At 70.0% G+C, this 21,006-nt stretch carries 22 protein-coding genes, 5 tRNA genes and 1 pseudogene; 6 read left to right on the plus strand and 22 right to left on the minus strand.

The window, feature by feature from the left end; all coding sequences use genetic code 11:
* Nucleotide 1: 1 nt before the first annotated feature.
* The 6 genes from OG452_RS08545 to OG452_RS08570 all read right to left on the minus strand — a co-directional run bounded on the left by OG452_RS08545 (nucleotide 2) and on the right by OG452_RS08570 (nucleotide 7,300).
* Nucleotides 2-646, minus strand: a complete 645-nt coding sequence (locus OG452_RS08545) for a YceD family protein (protein WP_327299556.1) — start codon at nucleotides 644-646, stop codon at nucleotides 2-4.
* A 183-nt stretch (nucleotides 647-829) separates the two neighbouring features.
* Nucleotides 830-1,948, minus strand: coding sequence for an ATP synthase F0 subunit B (locus OG452_RS08550; RefSeq protein WP_327295016.1), 1,119 nt, complete (start codon nucleotides 1,946-1,948; stop codon nucleotides 830-832).
* Nucleotides 1,949-2,067: 119 nt separating this feature from the next.
* Nucleotides 2,068-2,559, minus strand: a complete 492-nt coding sequence (gene coaD / locus OG452_RS08555) for a pantetheine-phosphate adenylyltransferase (RefSeq protein WP_327299557.1) — start codon at nucleotides 2,557-2,559, stop codon at nucleotides 2,068-2,070.
* A gap of 26 nt (nucleotides 2,560-2,585) precedes the next feature.
* Complete coding sequence (rsmD, locus tag OG452_RS08560) at nucleotides 2,586-3,170, minus strand: 16S rRNA (guanine(966)-N(2))-methyltransferase RsmD (protein WP_327295017.1); 585 nt, start codon at nucleotides 3,168-3,170, stop codon at nucleotides 2,586-2,588.
* Between the two features lie 115 nt (nucleotides 3,171-3,285).
* Nucleotides 3,286-5,496 carry an ATP-dependent DNA helicase RecG gene (gene recG, locus OG452_RS08565; protein ID WP_327295018.1) on the minus strand — a complete coding sequence of 737 codons (2,211 nt, stop codon included), beginning with the start codon at nucleotides 5,494-5,496 and terminating at the stop codon, nucleotides 3,286-3,288.
* A gap of 106 nt (nucleotides 5,497-5,602) precedes the next feature.
* Complete coding sequence (locus OG452_RS08570) at nucleotides 5,603-7,300, minus strand: DAK2 domain-containing protein (RefSeq protein WP_327295019.1); 1,698 nt, start codon at nucleotides 7,298-7,300, stop codon at nucleotides 5,603-5,605.
* 246 nt (nucleotides 7,301-7,546) lie between these two features.
* On the opposite strand from OG452_RS08570, the gene rpmB reads away from it, so the two are divergent.
* Nucleotides 7,547-7,732 carry a 50S ribosomal protein L28 gene (gene rpmB, locus OG452_RS08575; protein WP_015036441.1) on the plus strand — a complete coding sequence of 62 codons (186 nt, stop codon included), beginning with the start codon at nucleotides 7,547-7,549 and terminating at the stop codon, nucleotides 7,730-7,732.
* A 236-nt stretch (nucleotides 7,733-7,968) separates the two neighbouring features.
* Here the strand turns inward: rpmB and thiD are convergent, their stop codons facing one another.
* Both thiD and OG452_RS08585 read right to left on the minus strand, forming a co-directional pair.
* Nucleotides 7,969-8,760, minus strand: a complete 792-nt coding sequence (gene thiD / locus OG452_RS08580; protein ID WP_327295020.1) for a bifunctional hydroxymethylpyrimidine kinase/phosphomethylpyrimidine kinase — start codon at nucleotides 8,758-8,760, stop codon at nucleotides 7,969-7,971.
* Nucleotides 8,757-9,722, minus strand: coding sequence for a thiamine-phosphate kinase (locus OG452_RS08585; protein ID WP_327295021.1), 966 nt, complete (start codon nucleotides 9,720-9,722; stop codon nucleotides 8,757-8,759). Before OG452_RS08585 ends, thiD begins: the two co-directional genes overlap by 4 nt.
* Before the next feature lie 283 nt (nucleotides 9,723-10,005).
* Between OG452_RS08585 and OG452_RS08590 the strand changes: the two genes are divergently transcribed.
* Together OG452_RS08590 and OG452_RS08595 are read left to right on the plus strand one after the other, a co-directional pair.
* Nucleotides 10,006-10,239: an Lrp/AsnC family transcriptional regulator gene (locus tag OG452_RS08590; RefSeq protein ID WP_327295022.1), complete on the plus strand. Its 234-nt coding sequence runs from the start codon at nucleotides 10,006-10,008 to the stop codon at nucleotides 10,237-10,239.
* A gap of 19 nt (nucleotides 10,240-10,258) precedes the next feature.
* A complete protein-coding gene (locus tag OG452_RS08595) occupies nucleotides 10,259-10,729 on the plus strand; it encodes a DUF3515 domain-containing protein (RefSeq protein ID WP_327295023.1) in 471 nt (156 codons plus the stop codon).
* 20 nt (nucleotides 10,730-10,749) lie between these two features.
* On the opposite strand, the gene OG452_RS08600 is transcribed toward OG452_RS08595, so the two are convergent.
* The 3 genes from OG452_RS08600 to OG452_RS08610 are packed head-to-tail and all read right to left on the minus strand — an operon-like array spanning nucleotide 10,750 to nucleotide 13,698.
* A complete protein-coding gene (locus OG452_RS08600) occupies nucleotides 10,750-11,913 on the minus strand; it encodes a D-alanine--D-alanine ligase family protein (protein WP_327295024.1) in 1,164 nt (387 codons plus the stop codon).
* 34 nt (nucleotides 11,914-11,947) lie between these two features.
* Nucleotides 11,948-12,949, minus strand: coding sequence for an NAD(P)H-dependent glycerol-3-phosphate dehydrogenase (locus OG452_RS08605; RefSeq protein WP_327295025.1), 1,002 nt, complete (start codon nucleotides 12,947-12,949; stop codon nucleotides 11,948-11,950).
* Complete coding sequence (locus tag OG452_RS08610) at nucleotides 12,946-13,698, minus strand: lysophospholipid acyltransferase family protein (RefSeq protein ID WP_327295026.1); 753 nt, start codon at nucleotides 13,696-13,698, stop codon at nucleotides 12,946-12,948. The genes OG452_RS08605 and OG452_RS08610 overlap by 4 nt, the downstream gene beginning before the upstream one ends.
* A 147-nt stretch (nucleotides 13,699-13,845) precedes the next feature.
* Here OG452_RS08610 and cofC point away from each other — a divergent pair, with 147 nt between their 5' ends.
* Together cofC and OG452_RS08620 are read left to right on the plus strand one after the other, a co-directional pair.
* Entirely contained in the window at nucleotides 13,846-14,541 is a 696-nt protein-coding gene (gene cofC, locus OG452_RS08615) for a 2-phospho-L-lactate guanylyltransferase (protein WP_327295027.1), read from the plus strand.
* Between the two features lie 9 nt (nucleotides 14,542-14,550).
* Nucleotides 14,551-14,763: a hypothetical protein gene (locus tag OG452_RS08620; protein ID WP_327295028.1), complete on the plus strand. Its 213-nt coding sequence runs from the start codon at nucleotides 14,551-14,553 to the stop codon at nucleotides 14,761-14,763.
* 81 nt (nucleotides 14,764-14,844) lie between these two features.
* Here OG452_RS08620 and OG452_RS08625 read toward each other — a convergent pair whose 3' ends face one another.
* From OG452_RS08625 to leuC, 4 genes are all read right to left on the minus strand, one after another.
* Nucleotides 14,845-15,489, minus strand: coding sequence for an HU family DNA-binding protein (locus OG452_RS08625; RefSeq protein WP_327295029.1), 645 nt, complete (start codon nucleotides 15,487-15,489; stop codon nucleotides 14,845-14,847).
* 125 nt (nucleotides 15,490-15,614) lie between these two features.
* Complete coding sequence (locus OG452_RS08630; RefSeq protein ID WP_266852593.1) at nucleotides 15,615-15,860, minus strand: hypothetical protein; 246 nt, start codon at nucleotides 15,858-15,860, stop codon at nucleotides 15,615-15,617.
* Between the two features lie 104 nt (nucleotides 15,861-15,964).
* Nucleotides 15,965-16,558, minus strand: a complete 594-nt coding sequence (gene leuD, locus OG452_RS08635) for a 3-isopropylmalate dehydratase small subunit (RefSeq protein WP_327295030.1) — start codon at nucleotides 16,556-16,558, stop codon at nucleotides 15,965-15,967.
* Between the two features lie 5 nt (nucleotides 16,559-16,563).
* Nucleotides 16,564-17,988, minus strand: coding sequence for a 3-isopropylmalate dehydratase large subunit (gene leuC, locus OG452_RS08640; RefSeq protein WP_327295031.1), 1,425 nt, complete (start codon nucleotides 17,986-17,988; stop codon nucleotides 16,564-16,566).
* A 171-nt stretch (nucleotides 17,989-18,159) separates the two neighbouring features.
* Between leuC and ndgR the strand changes: the two genes are divergently transcribed.
* Entirely contained in the window at nucleotides 18,160-18,876 is a 717-nt protein-coding gene (ndgR, locus tag OG452_RS08645; protein WP_327295032.1) for an IclR family transcriptional regulator NdgR, read from the plus strand.
* A 122-nt stretch (nucleotides 18,877-18,998) separates the two neighbouring features.
* Here the strand turns inward: ndgR and OG452_RS08650 are convergent.
* The 7 genes and pseudogenes from OG452_RS08650 to OG452_RS08680 form a co-directional block, all read right to left on the minus strand.
* Nucleotides 18,999-19,406, minus strand: a pseudogene (locus OG452_RS08650) (DUF4188 domain-containing protein); the annotation flags it as partial.
* 291 nt (nucleotides 19,407-19,697) lie between these two features.
* Nucleotides 19,698-19,770 (minus strand) — tRNA-Glu (locus OG452_RS08655).
* Nucleotides 19,771-19,803: 33 nt separating this feature from the next.
* Nucleotides 19,804-19,875 (minus strand) — tRNA-Gln (locus OG452_RS08660).
* An 8-nt stretch (nucleotides 19,876-19,883) separates the two neighbouring features.
* Nucleotides 19,884-19,956 (minus strand) — tRNA-Glu (locus OG452_RS08665).
* A gap of 61 nt (nucleotides 19,957-20,017) precedes the next feature.
* Nucleotides 20,018-20,090 (minus strand) — tRNA-Glu (locus OG452_RS08670).
* 33 nt (nucleotides 20,091-20,123) lie between these two features.
* Nucleotides 20,124-20,195 (minus strand) — tRNA-Gln (locus tag OG452_RS08675).
* A gap of 86 nt (nucleotides 20,196-20,281) precedes the next feature.
* Entirely contained in the window at nucleotides 20,282-21,001 is a 720-nt protein-coding gene (locus OG452_RS08680; RefSeq protein ID WP_327295033.1) for an HAD family hydrolase, read from the minus strand.
* Nucleotides 21,002-21,006 lie beyond the last annotated feature (5 nt).

Genomic DNA, 21,006 nt, shown 5'->3' on the forward strand with positions numbered 1-21,006 from the left:
GCTACTTCTCCTGCTTCTCGTCGACGCCAGGTTCGGCGCCGTCAACGTTGTCCTTCTCGTCGACCTGGCCGGTCCCGACGAGTCCCTGCAGTGCCGCCCAACGTGCGTCGACGGCGTCATGGTGGTGACCGGGTTCGTCGTCCAGCCTGATTCCGCATTCGGAACACAGGCCGGCGCAATCCTCCCGGCACACCGGCTGCATCGGCAGTGCGAGCACCACCGCATCACGCAGCACGGGTTCGAGGTCGAACAAGCCGTCCTCAAGGGGGGTGATTTCCTCGTCCTCGTCGTCGGCACTGTCAGCCGGGTCCGCCTTCTTGCTGCGGCCCCGGTCGTCGGCTTCGGGGTACGAGAACATCTCCTGGAAATCCGCTTCGAGCTCTCGCTCCAGCGGCTCCAGACACCTTACGCACTCCCCCTTGGCGGTTGAACGGGCGGTGCCTGTGACAAGCACCCCGTCCATGACCGACTCAAGGCGGAGCTGCAGTTCCACGGGAGTACCTTCCGGCACTCCGATGACCCCGTCGAGACCGAGATCCTTGGGGGCTGCGACCGAGCGGGTAAGCCGCTGGAGCGCACCGGGACGCCGGCCCAGCTCGTGCGTGTCGAACACGAGGGGGTTGCGGTGGTCGAGGCGGGCGTTCAGGGCTCTTCCTGCTTTCGGATCGCTGAAGACTGGGGAATGAGGCGCCGCCTCGTCGGGAACCGTCCGGAGACCATCGGAACGGGCAGCACAGATCGCGGAGGTACGGGCGACCGAAGAGCCAGGATACTGGACCGGCCGCCGTAGACCCAATCGGCCCCTTCGGGCCTCAGGGTCCCCCTGGGTTCAGCGCCCCTGTTCGTACTCGCGCAGCTGATCCAGGTTGATCATGCTGGTGTCGAACAGGCTGGTCTCGTCGAGAGCGCCCTGCTGCTGGGGGTGCGGCGGCTGCATGTGCTGGACCTGCTCGGGCTGCTGGACCTGGCCGGGCCCCGGGTAGCCGTAGCCGTCCTGCTGCTGGGCCTGCTGCTGGGCCTGCTGCTGGTACGCGTACGGGTCATGCTGGTACGCGTACTGCTGCTGCTGGTACGCGTACGGGTCCTGGGGCTGCTGCTGGTAGCCGTACGGGTCGTACATCTGCTGGACCGGTACGTCGGCGAGGTGCTGCGGCGGCTCCTCCGGCGGCAGCTGGGCGGCCATCGGGACGGGCGCCTGGGCGGACGGCTGGACCGCCGCCGGGGCCTGCGGTTCCGCCAGGTCCGAGAGGAAGTCCGCGTCGCTGCTGTGCCTGCGGCCCATCTCGTCCTGCTCGGCCATGTGCACGCCCAGTTCGTCGGAGGCGACCCGGCCGTGCAGCTTCTGCCGGCCGCGCCCCACCGCTTCGAGGGTCTTGGCCATCACGGCCTCGAAGGCTCCGAGCTTGGTGTCGACGTACTCGTCGGCGCGCATCCGCAGCGTCTCGGGGTCCTGGCTGCGCTCCGGGGCCTCCGGGTCCTCATAGCCCTCGTCGTCCAGGCCGGGACCGCGGCCGAGCAGCTTCTCGCGGCCCCGGTCGACGGAGCCGATGGTCTTGGTGAGGACGACCTCGAAGTTCGCCAGCTTGGAGTCGACGTAGTCGTCGGCCTCGGCGCGGATCTCCTCGGCCTCCCGCCGGGCCTCGGCGAGCAGCCGGTCGGCCTCGTCCTGGGACTGCCGGGCGACCTCGGTGTCGGAGATGAGGGAGCCACGCTGGGCGTGCGCCGCCTCGATGATCCGCTCGGCCTCGTCCCGGGCCTGCTCGACCAGCTGCTCGCGGCCGCCGATCAGCTCCTCGGCCTGTGCCAGAGAGCCCGGCAGAGCCTCGCGCACCTCCTGGAGCATCGCCAGCAGCTCGGCGCGGTTGACCACGCAGGAGGCCGACATGGGCATGGACCTGGCACTGCCGACCGTGTCGACGATCTCGTCCAGTTTCTTCTGCACGTCCACCGTGGGCGCCACCTGTTCTTCCGGCCTGGAGACGGACGGGGACGACTGTACGGCCAGTCGGCGCCCGCCCGACACCTGGTGACGGGCCGTCAGTTCAACCCGGCGCCGTCATACGGCCGTCAGCCTGCTTCCCGCTTCTCGCCGAGCCGCTGCGCCAGGGCTTCGCAGACCAGCGGAGGCAGCAGGTGCGAGACGTCCCCGCCCCAGGTCGCGACCTCCTTGACCAGGCTGGAGGAGAGGAAGCTGTAGGTCGGGTTGGTGGGGACGAACAGTGTCTCGACCCCGGAAAGACCGTTGTTCATCTGGGCCATCTGCAACTCGTAGTCGAAGTCACTGACCGCGCGGAGACCCTTCACGATGGCCGGGATGTCGCGCTGTTTGCAGAAGTCGACGAGAAGGCCGTGGAAGGACTCGACCTCGACGTTCCCGAAATCGGCCGTGACCTGGCGGATCAGGTCCATCCGCTCCTCGACGGAGAACAGGCCCTGCTTCGACTGGTTGATCATCACGGCCACGTGTACGACGTCATACAGTCTGGAGGCACGGCCAATGATGTCGAGGTGTCCATTGGTGATGGGGTCGAATGACCCCGGACAGACGGCGCGGCGCAACTGAAGTCCCTCGCTCCCGGGTCCGGTCATCGTGCGTCTTCGCACGTAGAGGCGGCGCGACCGTACCAAAGCGTGGCCTCGCCGTACCGGCGGGCCCTCAGCGGCTCAAATCCCTTGGGCCACTTGAACTCTCCGCCTCTTGTGCTCCGTTCCACCGTGACGAGCGCATCGCCGGTGAGCCAGCCCTGAGCACCGATTGTGAGCAGGATCTCGCGAAGATCGTCATCGGTGACGGCGTACGGCGGATCGAGGAAAATCACGTCGTACGGGGCGTCCGGCGCCGGTCCTGTCACGATCTGCTCGGCTTTGCCCGTCCGCACTTCCGCTCCTGGGAGACCGAGCGTACGGACGTTGTCACGGACCGTGGCCACCGCCCGCGCGTCCGCCTCGACGAGCAGCGCGTGCGCCGCGCCACGGGAGAGCGCCTCCAGGCCGACGGCGCCCGACCCTGCGTACAGATCGGCGATCCGGGCCCCGTCCAGGGTGCCCAGCAGCGCTTCCCAGGTGGAGAAGAGCCCTTCGCGCGCACGGTCGGATGTGGGGCGGGTGCCGTTGCCCGGCGGTACGGCGAGGCGGCGCCCGCCGGCCGTACCGGCGATCACGCGGGTCATCTCAGTCCTTCTCGGGTGGGCGGAACTCGGGTGGGCGGAACTCGGGTGGGCGGAACTCGGTGGGCGGAGTCGGTGAGGGAGCCCTCCTGTCCGGGCTCCTGTCCCGGCCAGTCTCTCAGCCCTTGTCGAGGTACCGCTCGCGCTCCTGGTCGAGGAGGGCGTCCAGGGCGATGCGCAGGGCGGGCAGCCGGGTGAGCTCCGGATCGGCGGCGACCACCTGGGCGGCCTCCTCGCGGGCCGCCGCGATGACCTCCTCGTCGTCGATGACGGCGAGCATCCGCAGCGAGGAACGCACACCGGACTGGGCCTGGCCCAGGACGTCGCCCTCACGGCGCTGTTCGAGGTCGATACGGGACAGCTCGAAGCCGTCGAGAGTGGCGGCCACCGCGCCGAGCCTGGCGCGCGCGGGACCGGCCTCGTGCGCCTCGCTCACCAGGAGGCAGAGACCGGGCGCCGAGCCGCGGCCCACCCGTCCGCGCAGCTGGTGCAGTTGCGATACGCCGAACCGGTCGGCGTCCATGATCACCATGACGGTGGCGTTGGGCACGTTGACCCCGACCTCGATGACCGTCGTCGCGACCAGGACGTCCACCTCGCCCGCCGCGAAGCGGCGCATGACGTCGTCCTTGTCGTCCGGCGCCATCCGCCCGTGCAGCAGCTCGATGCGCAGCCCCTTGAGCGGGCCGTTCCTGAGCTGTTCGGCGGTCTCGACCACGGCGAGCGGGGGCCGCTTGTCCGCGTCGGCCCCGGCCTCCGCGACCGCTTCCTCAGCTGCGGGCTTCCGTTTCTTCGGCTCGTCCTCGCCGTCCCCGATGCGCGGGCACACCACGTACGCCTGGTGACCGTTCTCCGCCTCCTCGCGCACCCGCTCCCAGGCGCGGGCCAGGAAGTGCGGCTTGTCCTTGGCCGGTACGACATGGGTGGCGATCGGGGAACGGCCGGCGGGGAGCTGGTCGAGCACCGAGGTCTCCAGGTCCCCGAAGACGGTCATGGCGACCGTACGGGGAATGGGTGTGGCCGTCATGACCAGCAGATGGGGCGGCTGCTTCCCCTTGCCCCGCAGCGCGTCCCGCTGCTCGACACCGAAGCGGTGCTGCTCGTCGACCACGACCAGACCGAGGTCGTGGAACTGGACCTTGTCCTCGATCAGCGCGTGTGTGCCGATGACGAGTCCGGCCTCACCGGTGACCAGGTCGAGCAGCGCCTTGCGACGGGCGGCCGCCCCCATGGAGCCGGTCAGCAGCACGACCTTGGTGGACTGCTCGCTGCCGCCGAGCATCCCGCCTTCGGCCAGCTCGCCCATCATCTCGGTGATGGAGCGGTGGTGCTGCTGGGCGAGCACTTCGGTGGGCGCGAGCATCGCGGCCTGGCCGCCCGCGTCGACGACCGTGAGCATCGCGCGCAGCGCGACCATGGTCTTGCCCGAGCCGACCTCTCCCTGGAGCAGCCGGTGCATCGGGTGCTCGGTCGCCAGACCGGCGAAGATCTCCGCGGTGACCTTCTGCTGGCCCTCGGTGAGGGTGAACGGCAGCTTGGCGTCAAAGGCGTCGAGCAGTCCGCCCGGTACGGGTTTCCGTGCCATCGCGGGCAGTTGGGTCTCGGCGTACCGCCGCCGGGCCAGCGCGACCTGGAGGACAAAGGCCTCGTCCCACTTCAGCCGGTCCCGCGCGACCGCGACATCGGCCTTCGTCTGCGGCCGGTGCACCCTGAGCAGCGCGTCGGGCAGCGTGGTGAGTCCGCGTCCGTCGCGCAGCGCGGGCGGCAGCGGGTCGGCGGCCTCCTGGGCGGCGGGAAGTACGGCGTCGACCGCCTTGGCGATCTTCCAGGACTCCAGCCCCTTGCAGGCCGGGTAGATGGGGATCAGTTCGTTCGCCCAGGCCTCGACGGTGTCCGCGTCGGTGTCGGCGTCCAGCAGTTCGTACGTGGGGTGGGCGAGCTGGAACTTCTGGTTGAACTTGGAGACCTTGCCCGCGAACATCGCGCGGCGGCCGGGGAGCAGTTCCTTGTGGGGCTTGTGGATGCCCTTGCCGAAGAAGACGAGCTGCAGCCGGCCGCTGCCGTCGGTGATGTTCACCTCCAGGCGCCGGCCCCTGCCCTGGTTGAAGGTGAGCACCCGGGCGTCGGCGACCTGGGCGAAGACGGTGACGTGTTCGTCCAGGGGCAGTTCGGCGAGCTGGGTGAGTTCACCGCGCTCGGCGTATCGCCGGGGGTAGTGGTGCAGCAGGTCGCCGACCGTGTGCAGGTCGAGGTGCTCGGCCATCACCTTGGCGGTGGGGGCGCCGAGCGTGTTCTTGAGAGGTTCATCGAGCGCGGGCACGCGGTCCATTGCACACCATGGGTCCGACAGCGGGCGTATTTCCCCGGCCGCGGTCCCCTGCCCCGTCCCGGGCCGGACACCGTATCGCCCGGTGCCCCGTCCGGTGGGCCTCCCGCTACTCGACGCCGATCAGCAGCGGCGCCAGCTGACGGCCGCCGTCGTAGACCACCGTGTCGACCGCCAGGTGGCCGCCCCGTACGAACCCTTCGAGCCGGTCGGCGACCGCCACCGGCACCCCGTCGCCCAGGACCAGTGTCACCAGCTCGCCGCCCGCGGAGAGCATCCGGTGCAGCACCGTCTCGGCCGTCGTGACCAGATCGGCCCCGATCACCGCCACATCACCGTCGATGAGACCCAGCACGTCGCCGGCCTGGCAGATACCGGCCGACGTCCAGGACTGCCGCTCGGCGACGGCCAGTTCGGCGTAGCGGGTGGCGCCCGCCGCCGCGGTCATCGCGACGACGTCCTCGTCGAACCGACGCTCGGACTCGTGCACGGCCAGCGCCGCGACGCCCTGGACGGCCGCCCGGGTGGGTACGAGGGCCACCCGTACGCCCTCCGCCCTGGCCTGTTCGGCCGCTGCCGCCGCCGTGTGGCGCAGTTCGGCGTCGTTGGGCAGCAGCACCACCTCACGGGCGTGCGCGCGCCGGATCGCGTCGACCAGTTCGCCGCTCGCGGGCGGCTCTCCCGGGCGGGCCAGCACGGTGGTGGCACCGGCTTCCTGGCACAGGGCCGCCAGACCCTCGCCGGGGACGACGGCGACCACCGCGCGCTGGACCTGCTCGGGCGCCGGGGTGCCGGCCGCGCCGAAGTGGGTGATACGGATCCGGTACGGGCGCCCGGCGTCGACTCCGGCCTCCACGGCGGCCCCGGCGTCGTCCACATGGACATGGACGTTCCACAGGCCGTCACCGCCGACAACGACCAGTGAGTCGCCGATGCCGTCCAGCCGGGTGCGCAGCCGGGCCACGGCGTCGTCGTCCGCTTCCAGGAGGTAGATCACCTCGAAGGCCGGACCGCCGTCGGCCGGGCAGTCCTCGGTGAAGTGCGGGGGCAGCACGGTGGGGGCCCGCCGCCGCTCGGCGGCCGGGGCTTCACCGGAGAACGCCCCGGCCAGCGCGGCGAGCACGTCGACCAGGCCCCGGCCGCCCGCGTCCACGACGCCCGCGCGGCCGAGTACGGCCAGCTGTCCGGGGGTCGCGTCCAGCGCCCTACGCGCCCCTTCGTATGCCGCGCGTGCCACCGCCGTGCAGCCGGCGCCTGCCGGGGCGGATGTGTCAGTACGGGCCGCCGCCGCGGCCGCTTCGGCCGCTGCGGTGGCCACCGTCAGAACAGTGCCCTCCACCGGGTGCGCGACCGCCTGGTACGCCGATTCCGCCGCCCGGCGGAGGGCCTCGCTCAGCAGTTCCGCGTGATCATCGTCACCCGTGGGCGCCCCGAGCACCTCTGCCATGCCGCGCAGCAACTGGGCCAGGATCGTGCCCGAGTTGCCGCGGGCTCCGATGAGCGCGCCGTGTGCCATCGCCCGTACCGCGTCCGCCAGCGCCGGGGTCGAGCCCCCGCCGTCCGAGCCGGCGAGAGCTCCGTCAGAGGTTCCGGCAGCTCCCACCGTCCCGTGGGCCACGAAGACCGCTTCCACTGCCTGGGCCGCGGATTCCACGGTCAGATAGAGGTTGGTGCCGGTGTCCCCGTCGGCGACCGGATAGACGTTGATCGCGTCGATCTCCTCGCGGTCCCTGCCCAGCGCGTCCAGCGCCAGCGAGCACCAGGTGCGGACCACGACGGCATCCATATCGTCGGGCGGCTGCGGCACCTGAAGCCTCCTTGAGCAGCGGGGTTGAACCGCAGGGTAGCCCTCGGCCGCGAGGCGGGCAGCGGAGCCCGGACCGGGAGGGGGGCGGTGCCAACCGTGGTAGTTTCGTTCCACCGGCGCAGTCGTTGTATGCTGCTTCGGTTGCCCGATGAGAATCGGGCCATTCCTCCGGTACCGCCACTTCAGTTAATGATTCCGGCGCGCCGGAATTCACTGTAAGTGCACCTGAAGTCTTTGGAGTGACCCGTGGCTGCCAACTGCGACGTCTGCGGCAAGGGGCCGGGCTTCGGCAACAACATTTCGCACTCGCACCGCCGTACTCCGCGTCGTTGGAATCCCAACATCCAGCGCGTGCGTGCAGTGGTCGGTCGGACGCCGAAGCGGCTCAACGTCTGCACCTCGTGCATCAAGGCCGGCAAGGTCTCGCGCTAATCTGTGGTTGCTCCCCGCCTGTGCGGGGACTGATCCCGCCGACGTTTCGTCGTAGCGCAGCCCCTTGCGGTTGCCTTGAAAAGCCGGTCCACCTCGGTGGACCGGCTTTTTCGCATTCCCACGCGCATTCCCACGTGTATTCCTACGCACTCATTTCCACGCATTCCCCCTGAGCGCCCGCTGAAGGGCGGGCCCGGCTGCCCGGACCCGTCCCCGTCCTCACCCGGGCGGGCAGCTCACCGGCGGAACTGCCAGCCGTGGTCCACCGGGCCGATGCCCGAGCCCAGCGGGAATCCGGCGCCGATGGCGCCCGTGACGTACTCCTTGGCCGCGGCCACCGCTTCGGGCACGGCCAGACCGTGCGCCAGCTGCGCCGCGACGGCCGAGGCCAGCGTGCATCCGGTGCCGTGCGTATGGCGGTTGTCTAGCCGGGGCGCCCGCAGCCAGTGCTCCGCGCCGCCGTCGGTCAGCAGGTCCACCGCGTCACCCGCGAGATGACCGCCCTTGACCAGCACCCACTGCGGCCCGTGGGCCAGCACGGCCGCCGCCGCACGCGGCAGATCGGCCTCGCACTCCACCCGTACGCCGGTGAGCTGCGCCACCTCGTCCAGGTTGGGGGTGGCGACCGTGGCCACCGGCAGCAGCCGCTTCCGTACGGAGTCGAGCGCCGATGCCGCGAGCAGCGGGTCGCCGTGCTTGGAGACCCCCACCGGGTCGACGACCACCGGGGCCCGGGTCCCGGCGAGCAGCCCGGCCACCGTCTCCACCAGCTCCGCCGACGACAGCATCCCGGTCTTCACCGCGTCGACGCCGATGTCGTCCACGACCGCGCGGTACTGGGCGCGTACGGCGTCGGCGGGCAGCTCCCACGCGCCGTGCACGCCCTGTGAGTTCTGGGCGGTGACCGCGGTGAGCACGCTCATGCCGTGCACCCCGAGGGCGAGCATCGTCTTCAGGTCGGCCTGGATGCCCGCGCCGCCGCCGGAGTCCGATCCGGCGACGGTCAGGACCAGCGGTGGCGCCGTCATGACGGGTCCTCCCCGAAGTGGTCCCAGCCGCCCTTGCTGGTCCATGGCGCCCCGTCGACCGTCACATGGGGCAGCGCGGAGGGGTTGACCACCTCGCCGATCACCTTCCAGCGCGCGGGCAGTTTCACCTCCGGGGGGAACGTCGCCACGATCGCGTGGTCCTCTCCCCCGGTGAGCACCCACTGGAGCGGGTCCACACCGACGGCCTGGCCGATGTCGCTCATCTGCGTGGGGATGTCGATGAGCCCCGCCCGCAGGTCGATCCGGACCTTGCTGGCCTCGGCGATGTGCCCGAGGTCGGCCACCAGACCGTCGCTGACGTCGGTCATCGCGGTGGCGCCGAGGCCGGCGGCCGCGGGGCCGGCGTGGTAGGGGGGCTCGGGGCGCCGGTGCGCCTCCACGAAGGCGCGGGGTGAGCGGAATCCGCGGGAGAGCACCGCGAACCCGGCGGCGGACCAGCCGAGCCATCCGGTGACGGCCACGACGTCGCCGGGCCTGGCGCCGGACCTGGTGACCGGTTCGTGGTTGCGCAGATCGCCGAGCGCGGTGATGGACACGGTGATCGTGTCTCCCCGTACGACATCACCCCCGACCACGGCGGCTCCCGCGACCTGGCACTCGTCGCGGATGCCGTCCATCAGTTCGGTGGGCCAGGTGACCGGGAGCTCGGCGGGCACGACGAGCCCCAGGAGTATCGCGGTGGGCACCGCGCCCATGGCCGCGATGTCCGCGAGGTTCTGCGCCGCCGCCTTGCGGCCCACGTCGTACGCGGTGGACCAGTCCCGGCGGAAGTGCCGCCCCTCCAGCAGGATGTCCGTGCTCGCCACGACCCGCCGGTCGGGGGCGGCCACGACCGCGGCGTCGTCGCCGGGCCCCAGCCGTACCGCCGGGGTCGTCGTGAGCCGGGAGGTGAGCTCTCTGATCAGCCCGAACTCCCCGAGCTCCCCCACAGTGCCCTTCATCGCCCGTCGCCTCTCCTCGTGATCCGGACCTCGTGTCCGGGCTGTTCGCCGGCCTGCCTGCCAGGGGAGATGCCCCGTACACCCTGTATGCCCCGATCGGCCGGCGCTCGCGGACTCCCACTGCCGCGGGTACCGTCAATCAGGTACGTCAACTCTGTATCCCATACACCCCGTACGCGTGTGACTGCCGGGTGCGCGGGTCTCCCCGCCGCCCGGAGCTACGCGATACCGTGGCGTCCCTTTCTCTCCCCCACATGATCCTCGTGGCCGCCTTGGAGGTTCCGTGGTACAGGCGTACATCCTCATTCAGACCGAAGTGGGCAAGGCGACAGCGGTCGCCGAGTTCGTCGGGAAACTCCCCGGAGTGATCCAGGCAGAGGACGTCACCGGTCCGTACGACGTGATCGTGCGCGCGCAGGCCGACACCGTCGACGAGCTCGGCCGCATGGTGGTCGCCAGGGTCCAGCAAGTGGAAGGCATCACGCGGACCCTGACCTGCCCGGTCGTCCATCTGTAGCCCCCTCTACGCTGAGCCGGTGAAGACCGATCGCCGCCGGCGCCTGTCCCTTTCCGCCGCCGCCCTGCTGCTGGCGGCCGCGGGCTGTTCCTCGACGGACGGCAGCACGTCCGTCGCGGTTCCCGAGCCTCCCGCGGCCCAGGTCAAGCTCTGCGGGGCGCTCGACAAGGAGCTGCCGAAGACCGTCGCGGGACTGACCCGCGGCGATCCGGCACCGAAGTCCGAACTGACCGCCGCCTGGGGGGATGCGGCGATCGTACTGCGCTGCGGGGTCCCGCGGCCCGCGGAGATGGACGACTCCCGGGCCAGGGCCGTGGACGCGAACGGGGTCAACTGGCTGCTGGAGCAGCGGGACAGCGGACCCCGGTTCACGACCACGTACCGCAAGGCCTACGTGGAGGTGACCCTGGGGCAGAAGTACGCCCACGACGCCACCCCGCTCTCCGACTTCGCGGGCGCCATCAGGAAGACGGATCCGTCCAGCCTCTGAGGGCCGGCCGGCGTACGGTCTCAGCGCAGCCCCGTCGACCGGCTGAGCGCGGCCTGGATCAGCCGGTCCACCAGCTCCGGGTAGCCGACGCCGCTCTCCTGCCACATGCGCGGGTACATCGAGATCGGTGTGAACCCGGGCATGGTGTTGATCTCGTTGATGACGAACCGGCCGTCCTCGGTGAGGAAGAAGTCGGCGCGCACCAGCCCCTCGCACGACACCGCCTCGAACGCCTCGACGGCGAGCCGCTGCACCTCGGCGGTCTCCTCGTCCGTCAGCGGTGCGGGCACCATGCCCTCGGCCGACTCACCGGGGATGTACTTCGCCTCGAAGTCGTAGAAGTCGTGCGAGGTGACCGGCGGGATCTCGGCGGGCACGCTCGCCCGCGGACCGTCCTCGAACTCCAGCACTCCGCACTCGATCTCGCGGCCCCGCAGCAGCGCCTCGACCAGCACCTTGGGGTCGTGGCGCCTGGCCTCTTCGACGGCGTCGTCGAGACCGGCCAGTGAGTCGACCTTGGTGATGCCCATCGACGAACCGCCGCGCGCGGGCTTGATGAACAGCGGCCAGCCGTGTTCACCGGCGAAGTCCACGATCTTCTTGCGGGCGGCGGCCGGGGCCAGGTTCCACTCGCGGGGGCGGATCACCTCGTACGGGCCGACCGGCAGCCCGTAGGAGAGGAACACCCGCTTCATGTACTCCTTGTCCTGGCCGACGGCGGACGCGAGGACGCCCGCGCCGACGTAGGGCACTCCGGAGAGTTCGAGCAGGCCCTGGAGGGTGCCGTCCTCGCCGTAGGGGCCGTGCAGCATCGGGAAGACCACGTCGACGTCGCCCAGCACCTTGGGCACCGAGCCCGGCTCGCTGTAGACCACTTCGCGGTTTCCGGGGTCGACGGAGAGCACCACGGCACCCTCGGCGCCCTCGGCGATGGCGGCCACCGACGGCATGGTGCGGTCGCTGATGGCCATCCGCTCGGGATCGTCCGCGGTCAGCGCCCAGCGGCCGTCCGTGGTGATGCCGATGGGCAGTACGTCGTACTTCGTCCGGTCGATGGCGCGCAGGACAGCGCCCGCAGTGACCACCGAGATAGCGTGTTCGGAGCTGCGCCCGCCGAAGACAACCGCCACACGCGGCTTACGACGCTGCTGCTCAGGGCTCTGGGATGAGTTCTCGCTGCTCATATCGCGTTGAGAGTACCTGCTGGTACGTATCGAGTCAGCGTCGCTCGGCCTTGGCGCTGCGGGACATCAGTTCCTTCAGCGCAACGACCGGCGCCTTCCCGTTGTGGACGATGTCCACAACAGTTTCCGTGATGGGCATTTCGACGCCGTGCCGGCGGGCCAGATCGGCCACCGACTCACAGGACTTGACGCCTTCGGCCGTCTGACTGGTGGCCGCGATGGTCTCCTGCAGCGTCATGCCCCGGCCGAGGTTGGTGCCGAAGGTGTGGTTGCGGGAGAGCGGCGACGAGCAGGTGGCCACCAGGTCGCCCAGGCCCGCGAGTCCGGAGAAGGTCAGCGGATCAGCGCCCATCGCCAGGCCCAGACGGGTGGTCTCGGCGAGTCCCCGGGTGATCAGGGAACCCTTGGCGTTGTCACCGAGCCCCATGCCGTCGGCGATCCCGACGGCGAGGCCGATCACGTTCTTGACGGCGCCGCCCAGTTCGCAGCCGATGACGTCGGTGTTGGTGTACGGGCGGAAGTACGCGGTGTGGCAGGCGGCCTGGAGCCGCTGGGCCACCGCTTCGTCCCGGCAGGCGACGACGGCGGCAGCGGGCATCCGGCCGGCGATCTCCTTGGCCAGGTTGGGCCCGGTGAGTACGGCGACGCGCTCGGCGGGGACCTTGCCGACCTCCTCGATGACCTCGCTCATCCGCTTGGCCGTGCCGAGTTCGACGCCCTTCATCAGCGAGACGAGTACGGTGCCGGGGTGCAGCAGCCCGGTCCAGTCGGCCAGGTTGGCGCGCAGCGTCTGCGACGGGACGGCGAGCACGGTGAACTCCGCGTCGCGGGCGGCCTCGGCGGGGTCGGCGGTGGCCCGCACCGACGCCGGGAGTTCGATCCCCGGCAGATAGTCCGGGTTATTACGGGTGGTGTTGATGGCCTCGGCGAGAGCGGCGCGGCGCCCCCAGAGGGCCACCTCGCACCCCGCGTCGGCGAGGACCATGGCGAAAGCCGTGCCCCAGGATCCGTTGCCGAAGACGGCTGCTCGCGTCACTTGGTGCCCTCTCCTGCGGCCTTGCGGCGCTCTGCGGCGCGGGCCTTGCGGTGGTCGTACGGTTCGGTGGGGGCCTGCTCGCCGCGCAGGTCCTCCAACAGGGCGGTGACGGCGGCCATGATGGCCTCGGTCGCCTCCCGCAGCACCTCGGGCGTCGGGTCCTTGCCGTAGAACCGCGCCAGGTCCACCGGCGGTCCGGCCTTGACCTGAAGGGTCTTGCGAGGGAAGAAGTGGACCTTCTTGCCGCTGGCGTACGGCGGCATCGCGAGGTTGGCACCCCACTGGGCCACCGGGATGACCGGCGCCTTGGTGAGCAGAGCCGCCCGTGCGACTCCGCTCTTGGCGGTCATCGGCCACTGCCCGGGGTCACGGGTGAGGGTGCCTTCGGGGTAGAAGGCGACGCACTGGCCCTTCTCGACGGCGGCCACGGCGGCCCGGAAGGCACCGAAGGCGTTGGAGGACTCCCGGTAGACGGGGATCTGTCCGGTGCCGCGCAGCAGCAGTCCGACGACGGGCACCTTGAAGAGCGCGGCCTTGGCCAGGAAGCGCGGCACCTTGCCCGTGTTGTACTGGAAGTGACCGTAGGAGAACATGTCGAGATATGAGTTGTGATTGACAGCGGTGATAAACCCGCCGTCATCCGGAATGTGTTCCATTCCGCTCCAGTCCCGCTTGAACAGAACCAGCAGCGGCGGTTTAGCAATCACCGCCGCCAGGCGGTACCAGAAGCCGATTCTGCGGCCGGACACTCGGACACCTTCCTCTTGTTCCTCTTGGACCTCAACGCTGCCTGGCTTCCTGACGTCACCTGTCGCACCGGGCCCCTGCTCTGTCGAGAACACCGTACGCCCGGCCCGGCCCGCCCGGTATCGCGGGCTCGGGCCACAATGGGGCCGATGCCGAACACGGATCGGACCCCCAACTGGTCCCTGGTCGTACCCCTGAAGCCCTTGTCGCTGGCGAAGAGCAGACTCTCACCGACGGCGTCCGACGCGGTGCGTCCGGGGCTCGCCCTGGCCTTCGCGCAGGACACCGTGGCGGCGGCGCTGGCCTGTTCCGCCGTGCGGGATGTGGCCGTCGTCACCAACGACGCGCTGGCCGCCGCCGAACTCGCCTCACTGGGTGCCCGGATTGTGCCGGACAGGGCAGCGGCGGGACTGAACCCCGCACTGGCGCTCGGTGCGCGTTCCGTCCGCGAGCTGCGCCCCGGAGCCGCCGTTGCCGCACTCAACGCCGACCTTCCCGCACTGCGCCCGGCGGAATTGCGACGGGTGCTCGACCGGGCGACTGAATTCCCCCGTGCATTTCTGACGGATGCCGCCGGAATCGGCACGACGTTGCTGACCGCGCGGGCGGAAACTGAATTGAGCCCGGCATTCGGCGGGCTGTCACGGGCGCGGCATTCCGCGTCGGGGGCGGTGGAAATACTGCTCGACGGCGTGGCATCGGTGCGCCAGGACGTGGACACCGGCGACGATCTGCTGGCCGCGGTGGCCCTGGGGCTCGGCCAGTACACGGCCCGCAGGTACGCGGCGGTCGCCGGGGGGCCGGGGCCCGTCCGCGGCCGGGAAGGCCGTCACCGGACGCCGTAAGCTGCGCTCATGCAGGCGACCGCGTACACGTACGACTCCGAGACCCGCAGCGGCAGTGTGCTGCTCGACGACGGCACCCCGGTGGATTTCGGTGCTGCGGCCTTCGACGCGGGCGGTCTGCGGCTGCTGCGGCCCGGGCAGCGGGTACGGATCGAGACGGCGGACAACGGCGCCGCCGGCGAAGCCCCGCGGATCACGCTGGTGACGCTGGTGACGCTCTGACGCCCGCGGTCTGAGGCCCACAACGCACCGCGGGCCGGACTCCCCAGGGGGAGTCCGGCCCGACGCGTGTGGCTCTGCCGCTTACTTCTTCCTGGCGGTGGCCTTCTTGGCGGTGGTCTTGCGCGCCGTGGCCTTCTTGGCCGGGGCCTTCTTCGCCGCGGCCTTCTTCGCCGGCGCCGTCTTCTTCGCGGTCGCCTTCTTGGCAGTGGTCTTCTGGGCCGGGGCCGTCTTCTTCGCGGCCGTCTTCTTGCCGGTGGTGGCCTTCTTCGCCGCGGTGGCCTTCTTGGCCGCCACCGTCTTCTTGGCGGTCGTGGCCTTCTTCGCGGCCGCCTTCTTGGCAGTGGTGGCCTTCTTCGCGGCCGCCTTCTTGACCGTCGTACGGGTGGAAGCACCGCCCGAGAGGCTGCCCTTGGGCGCCTTCTTCACAGCCACGTCGTTCTTCGGGAGTTTCTTCGAGCCGCTGACGAGGTCCTTGAAGCCCTGGCCCGCACGGAAGCGCGGCACCGAGGTCTTCTTGACCCGTACTCGCTCCCCCGTCTGCGGGTTGCGGGCGTACCGGGCAGGCCTGTCGACCTTCTCGAACGAGCCGAAGCCGGTGACCGACACACGGTCGCCGCCGACAACTGCGCGGACGATCGCGTCCAGTACGGCATCGACAGCGTCTGCGGCCTGCTGGCGGCCACCGACCTTGTCGGCGATGGCCTCTACGAGCTGCGCCTTGTTCACGTCTTCCCCTTCGGAGACATTGCCTGAACGAAACTGTCCAGGCTTTTTCGCACGTTAGGCAGATATATACCGCAAATCAAACACGAAACGGTCTAATCACCCTTGTGCCGCAACGAACTCAACCGTCACGGAGATCCACCAAGGGAGTTGCCATCGGGGAATCGACCCTCGTCGAGGTCCTTCATCAACCGGTCCAGCCGCGTTGCTGCATCGGTGAGATCGTGCTTCGCCGCGGCCGTGATGACCAACAGCTTCCGGGACAGCGCCATCCGTACGCCCTCCGGGACTTGCAGTTCACGCACCCTTGCGTGCGCTTCTTTCATTTGTTCGGCGACTTCCGCGTAAAGCTTGAGTTGGTTGTCGCGTTCCATGCGCCGATTGTGCCATCTGGGGCGAGTTGTCGCCCGGCGGGGGCTCAACAAGCGACTGCGCCCCCTGCCGGTCGGCAAGGGGCGCAGTCCTGAAAACGTGCTGCTCAGACCTCAATTGTGCGGGGCTTGAAGGCGGGTCGGGCCGCCTCATAGGCCGTGATGTCCGCTTCGTTCTGAAGGGTGAGGCTGATGTCGTCCAGGCCGTTCAGCAGCCGCCAGCGGGCGTTCTCGTCCAGCTCGAAGTCGGCGGCGATGCCCTCCGCGAGGACCTGACGGGCCTCCAGGTCGACGGTGACTTCGGCGGCCGGGTCGGCCTCCGTCAGCTTCCAGATGGCATCCACGACCTTCTGGTCGAGAACCACGGTCAGCAGGCCGTTCTTCAGCGAGTTCCCACGGAAGATGTCGGCGAACCGGGACGAAATGACGGCCTTGAAGCCGAAGTTCTGCAGGGCCCACACCGCGTGTTCGCGGGAGGAGCCCGTACCGAAGTCGGGACCCGCCACCAGCACCGAGGCACCGGCGCGCTCCGGGCGGTTGAGCACGAACTCGGGGTCCTTGCGCCATGCCTCGAAGAGCCCGTCCTCGAAACCGTCGCGGGTGACCTTCTTCAGCCAGTGGGCCGGGATGATCTGGTCGGTGTCGACGTTGCTGCGGCGCAGCGGGACGACCCGGCCGGTGTGCTTGGTGAAAGCTTCCATGGAAATCAGGCCTCCACGAGAGTCGGGGCGTCGGACAGGTCGGCGGGCGAGGCCAGATGACCCAGCACCGCGGTGGCAGCGGCCACCTGCGGGGAGACCAGGTGGGTACGGCCGCCCTTGCCCTGCCTGCCCTCGAAGTTGCGGTTGGAGGTGGAGGCGCAGCGCTCACCGGGCGCGAGCTGGTCGGGGTTCATACCCAGGCACATCGAGCAGCCCGCATGCCGCCATTCGGCGCCGGCGGCGGTGAAGACCTTGTCCAGACCCTCCTCCACGGCCTGCAGGGCGACCCGTACCGAGCCGGGGACGACCAGCATCCGCACACCGTCGGCGACGCTGCGGCCCTGCAGCAGGGCTGCCGCGCTGCGCAGGTCCTCGATGCGGCCGTTGGTGCAGGAACCCACGAAGACCGTGTCGACCTTGATGTCGCGCAGCGGCTGGCCCGCGGTCAACCCCATGTATTCCAGGGCCTTTTCGGCGGCCAGACGCTCCGACGCGTCTTCGTACGTCGCCGGGTCGGGGACGCTGGCGGAAAGCGGTGCGCCCTGGCCGGGGTTGGTGCCCCAGGTGACGAACGGGGCCAGCTCGGCACCGTCGATGAACACCTCGGCGTCGAATACCGCGTCGTCGTCGGTGCGCAGGGTCTTCCAGTACTCGACCGCGGCGTCCCACTCCGCACCCTGCGGGGCGTGGTCGCGGCCCTTGAGGTAGTCGAAGGTGGTCTGGTCGGGGGCGATCATGCCGGCCCGCGCGCCCGCCTCGATCGACATGTTGCAGATGGTCATCCGGGCTTCCATCGAGAGCTTCTCGATGGCGGAGCCGCGGTACTCCAGGATGTAGCCCTGTCCGCCGCCGGTGCCGATCTTGGCGATGATCGCCAGGATCAGGTCCTTGGCCGTGACCGCGTCGGGCAGTTCGCCCTCCACGGTGATGGCCATGGTCATGGGACGGGCCATCGGCAGCGTCTGGGTCGCCAGCACATGCTCGACCTGGGAGGTGCCGATGCCGAACGCCAGCGCGCCGAAGGCGCCGTGCGTGGAGGTGTGGCTGTCACCGCAGACCACGGTGGTGCCCGGCTGGGTCAGGCCCAGCTGCGGTCCCACGACATGGACGACACCCTGCTCGACGTCGCCCAGCGGGTGCAGCCGTACGCCGAACTCCGCGCAGTTCTTGCGCAGCGTCTCCAGCTGGACACGGGAGACCGGGTCCGCGATCGGCTTGTCGATGTCGAGGGTCGGGGTGTTGTGGTCCTCGGTGGCGATGGTGAGGTCGAGTCGCCGCACCGGCCGGCCGTTCTGGCGCAGACCGTCGAACGCCTGCGGGCTGGTCACCTCGTGCAGCAGGTGCAGATCGATGAAGAGAAGGTCGGGCTCGCCTTCGGCGCGCCTGACGACATGGTCGTCCCAGACCTTCTCCGCGAGTGTCCTACCCATCGCTTTCCCTCCGGCCGGCGTCTTCGCCGGCCCAACTAGAAATCGGGCGCCCCGTCCGGACCCCCGTACCGGGCGGCAACTGCGAGCCGTTGTACGGCCGCCCCTACAGGTTGGCAAGTTCCCTGGAAAATTGAACTTGCGTTTCACAGAGTGAGACGCGAGTATCGTTGCATGGACAACTCTAGCGGCGTCGGCGTTCTCGACAAGGCAGCTCTGGTATTGAGTGCTCTGGAGTCCGGCCCGGCCACCCTCGCCGGGCTGGTCGCGGCAACAGGGCTGGCACGACCCACGGCACACCGGCTTGCCGTGGCCCTGGAACACCACCGGCTGGTGGCGAGGGACATGCAGGGCCGGTTCATTCTCGGCCCACGGCTCTCGGAGCTGGCAGCGGCGGCGGGCGAGGACCGCCTGCTCGCAACGGCGGGCCCCGTACTGACGCATCTGCGCGATGTCACGGGCGAGAGCGCCCAGCTCTACCGGCGGCAGGGCGACATGCGGATCTGCGTGGCGGCGGCCGAGCGGCTCTCCGGGCTGCGGGACACCGTCCCGGTCGGCTCGACGCTCACCATGAAGGCCGGTTCGTCGGCGCAGATCCTGATGGGCTGGGAGGAGCCCGAGCGGCTCCACCGCGGACTCCAGGGCGCCCGGTTCACGGCGACCGCGCTCTCCGGCGTACGGCGCAGGGGCTGGGCCCAGTCGATCGGCGAGCGCGAACCGGGCGTGGCCTCGGTCTCCGCCCCGGTGCGCGGCCCCTCGAACCGGGTGGTCGCCGCCGTCTCGGTGTCGGGCCCGATCGAACGGCTCACCCGCCACCCGGGCCGGATGCACGCCCAGGCGGTCATCGACGCCGCCGGACGGCTCTCCGAGGCCCTGCGCCGCTCCAGCTGACGCGGGGGCCGCTCACGCAGGGCTCCGTGACCGCTCCGCTCAGTCACTCCGCCCAGTCGCTCCCACACCGGCAGCCCCAGCGTCGTGGCGGCCCGGCGCATCGCAGCCAAGGTCCGGTCCGTTCAGCCCGCCTCGGGCCGTGAGCCGGCGCCGGCGCGGTGCGCGAGACGGTCCGCCGCCGCGCGGCCCCGCCGCTCGACCGGGAGCACACCGGTCGCCGCCGCCAGCCCGAAGGCCGGCATATCGGCGTAGATGGACTCGTGCGACCCCTCCGGCACGATGTACGTCTCGTGCCACAGCCCCACGTGCTGCCGGGACTTCCGCTCCCTGCGGTTGACCATGGTCCACGCGGTGCGGTGGAACATGTCGGGGGCGGCCGCGTACGCGAGCAGCTTCTCCTTCGACTCCCAGTACTGCACGACGTAGTACGTCCGCGGTGAGCCGGTCAGCAGCGTGTGGCCGAGGAGTCCGCGATCCTTGTTCCTGCCCAACTCCCTGAGCATGCGCGGCATCGCCAGGAAGACCGGCAGCCCAGCTGATGTATCAAGTGGCCGTCCAGGGCCTGGACTTGATGGAGACGTACCCCTCCGAGCAAGAGCAGGTGGAGACGGCCGTCGTGGCCACCGTGCTGGACGAGCCGGTGCTGACTTCGCCGCCCAGGCCGGCGCAGGAGGAGGAGTCGCGCGGCGCTACGGGCTCTGAACCGGCGGGAGTTCGGGCATCCGGCCGCCAGTCCGGCCAGACAGCCGGGCCGTGCGACCCGCGCAACCGGGCTATGAGCAAAGGCCCTTCACCGAAGTGAAGGGCCTTTCCTGCTCCTGTACCCCCGACCGGATTCGAACCGGCGCTACTGCCGTGAGAGGGCAGCGTGCTAGGCCGCTACACAACGGGGGCTTGTACTGCAAGGTGGTTACTGCTGATCTTGCGCTGGGCTACCAGGACTCGAACCTAGAATGACGGTACCAGAAACCGTTGTGTTGCCAATTACACCATAGCCCATGGTGGAGTACCCCCGACCGGATTCGAACCGGCGCTACTGCCGTGAGAGGGCAGCGTGCTAGGCCGCTACACAACGGGGGCCCTAGCGATCCTGCATCAAGTTGACCGGGTGCGACCCTGAGCAACTCACGGGAAGGATCTGTACCCCCGACCGGATTCGAACCGGCGCTACTGCCGTGAGAGGGCAGCGTGCTAGGCCGCTACACAACGGGGGCTTGTACTGCAAGGTGGTTACTGCTGATCTTGCGCTGGGCTACCAGGACTCGAACCTAGAATGACGGTACCAGAAACCGTTGTGTTGCCAATTACACCATAGCCCAATGAAACGCAACCCTTGGGGGTCTTGTTTTCATCTCGCGCTGTCCGCTCCGGCCTTCCGGCCCACTCGGGCGGCGCAAGAAGAACATTACCCGAAGGTGGACGGCGCTCCAAAACGGGTATCGCCCCGCAGCAGCCCGGGAAGCTGCCCCAGCGCGGTGATCCGCTCCAGCTCGGGCCGGCCGCCGAGGTCCGCCCGGTCCAGCCAGACCGCCCTCAGTCCGGCCGCCAGCGCCCCGGCGGCGTCGATGTCCGGATGATCTCCCACGTACAGGACCTCCCCGGGGGCGAGCCGCAGGGCGTCGCAGGCGGCGTGGAAGGCGCCGGGCGCGGGTTTGGCCACCCCCAGATCGGCCGCGCAGACGAGCACCTCGAACCGGTGCCGAACGCCCATGGTGCGCAACTTGCGGTCCTGGTTGTGGGCGGCCGAGTTCGAGAGGAGGCCGTGCCGGTAGTCGGCCGCGAGGGCGTCGAGCGTCGGCACGGCGTCCGGGAAGAGCGACCAGGCCGCCTCGTAGTGCGCCAGGTGCCGGGCGAACCAGGCGTCGGCCTCCTGGTCGCTCAGTTCCGTACCGGTGAAGGACCGGACCCGCTCGCGGCGCTGGCCCTCCCAGTCGGTCTCCCCCTCGGCGAACCTCGCCCAGTGCAGCTCGGTGATCTCCCGCCAACGGCCGAGGGCCTGCTCGACGGAGGTGTATTCGTCGGGCAGGCCCTCGGTCTTCAGATGCTCCAGCAGCCCGGTGCGGTCCGCGGTGGTGTAGTCGAAGATCGTGTCGTCGATGTCCCAGAGGACCGCACGTATGGGCATGTACT

The organism is Streptomyces sp. NBC_01197 (assembly GCF_036010505.1).
Classification (GTDB): Bacteria; Actinomycetota; Actinomycetes; order Streptomycetales; family Streptomycetaceae; genus Streptomyces.

Excerpts from the sequence above, each read along its gene's own strand:
- rsmD (WP_327295017.1), bottom strand. The coding sequence starts at position 3,170 with ATGACCCGCGTGATCGCCGGTACGGCCGGCGGGCGCCGCCTCGCCGTA.
- recG (WP_327295018.1), bottom strand. The coding sequence starts at position 5,496 with ATGGACCGCGTGCCCGCGCTCGATGAACCTCTCAAGAACACGCTCGGC.
- thiD (WP_327295020.1), bottom strand. The coding sequence starts at position 8,760 with ATGACGGCGCCACCGCTGGTCCTGACCGTCGCCGGATCGGACTCCGGC.
- OG452_RS08585 (WP_327295021.1), bottom strand. The coding sequence starts at position 9,722 with ATGAAGGGCACTGTGGGGGAGCTCGGGGAGTTCGGGCTGATCAGAGAG.
- OG452_RS08600 (WP_327295024.1), bottom strand. The coding sequence starts at position 11,913 with ATGAGCAGCGAGAACTCATCCCAGAGCCCTGAGCAGCAGCGTCGTAAG.
- cofC (WP_327295027.1), top strand. The coding sequence starts at position 13,846 with ATGCCGAACACGGATCGGACCCCCAACTGGTCCCTGGTCGTACCCCTG.
- OG452_RS08620 (WP_327295028.1), top strand. The coding sequence starts at position 14,551 with ATGCAGGCGACCGCGTACACGTACGACTCCGAGACCCGCAGCGGCAGT.
- OG452_RS08630 (WP_266852593.1), bottom strand. The coding sequence starts at position 15,860 with ATGGAACGCGACAACCAACTCAAGCTTTACGCGGAAGTCGCCGAACAA.
- leuD (WP_327295030.1), bottom strand. The coding sequence starts at position 16,558 with ATGGAAGCTTTCACCAAGCACACCGGCCGGGTCGTCCCGCTGCGCCGC.
- leuC (WP_327295031.1), bottom strand. The coding sequence starts at position 17,988 with ATGGGTAGGACACTCGCGGAGAAGGTCTGGGACGACCATGTCGTCAGG.
- ndgR (WP_327295032.1), top strand. The coding sequence starts at position 18,160 with ATGGACAACTCTAGCGGCGTCGGCGTTCTCGACAAGGCAGCTCTGGTA.
- OG452_RS08680 (WP_327295033.1), bottom strand. The coding sequence starts at position 21,001 with ATGCCCATACGTGCGGTCCTCTGGGACATCGACGACACGATCTTCGAC.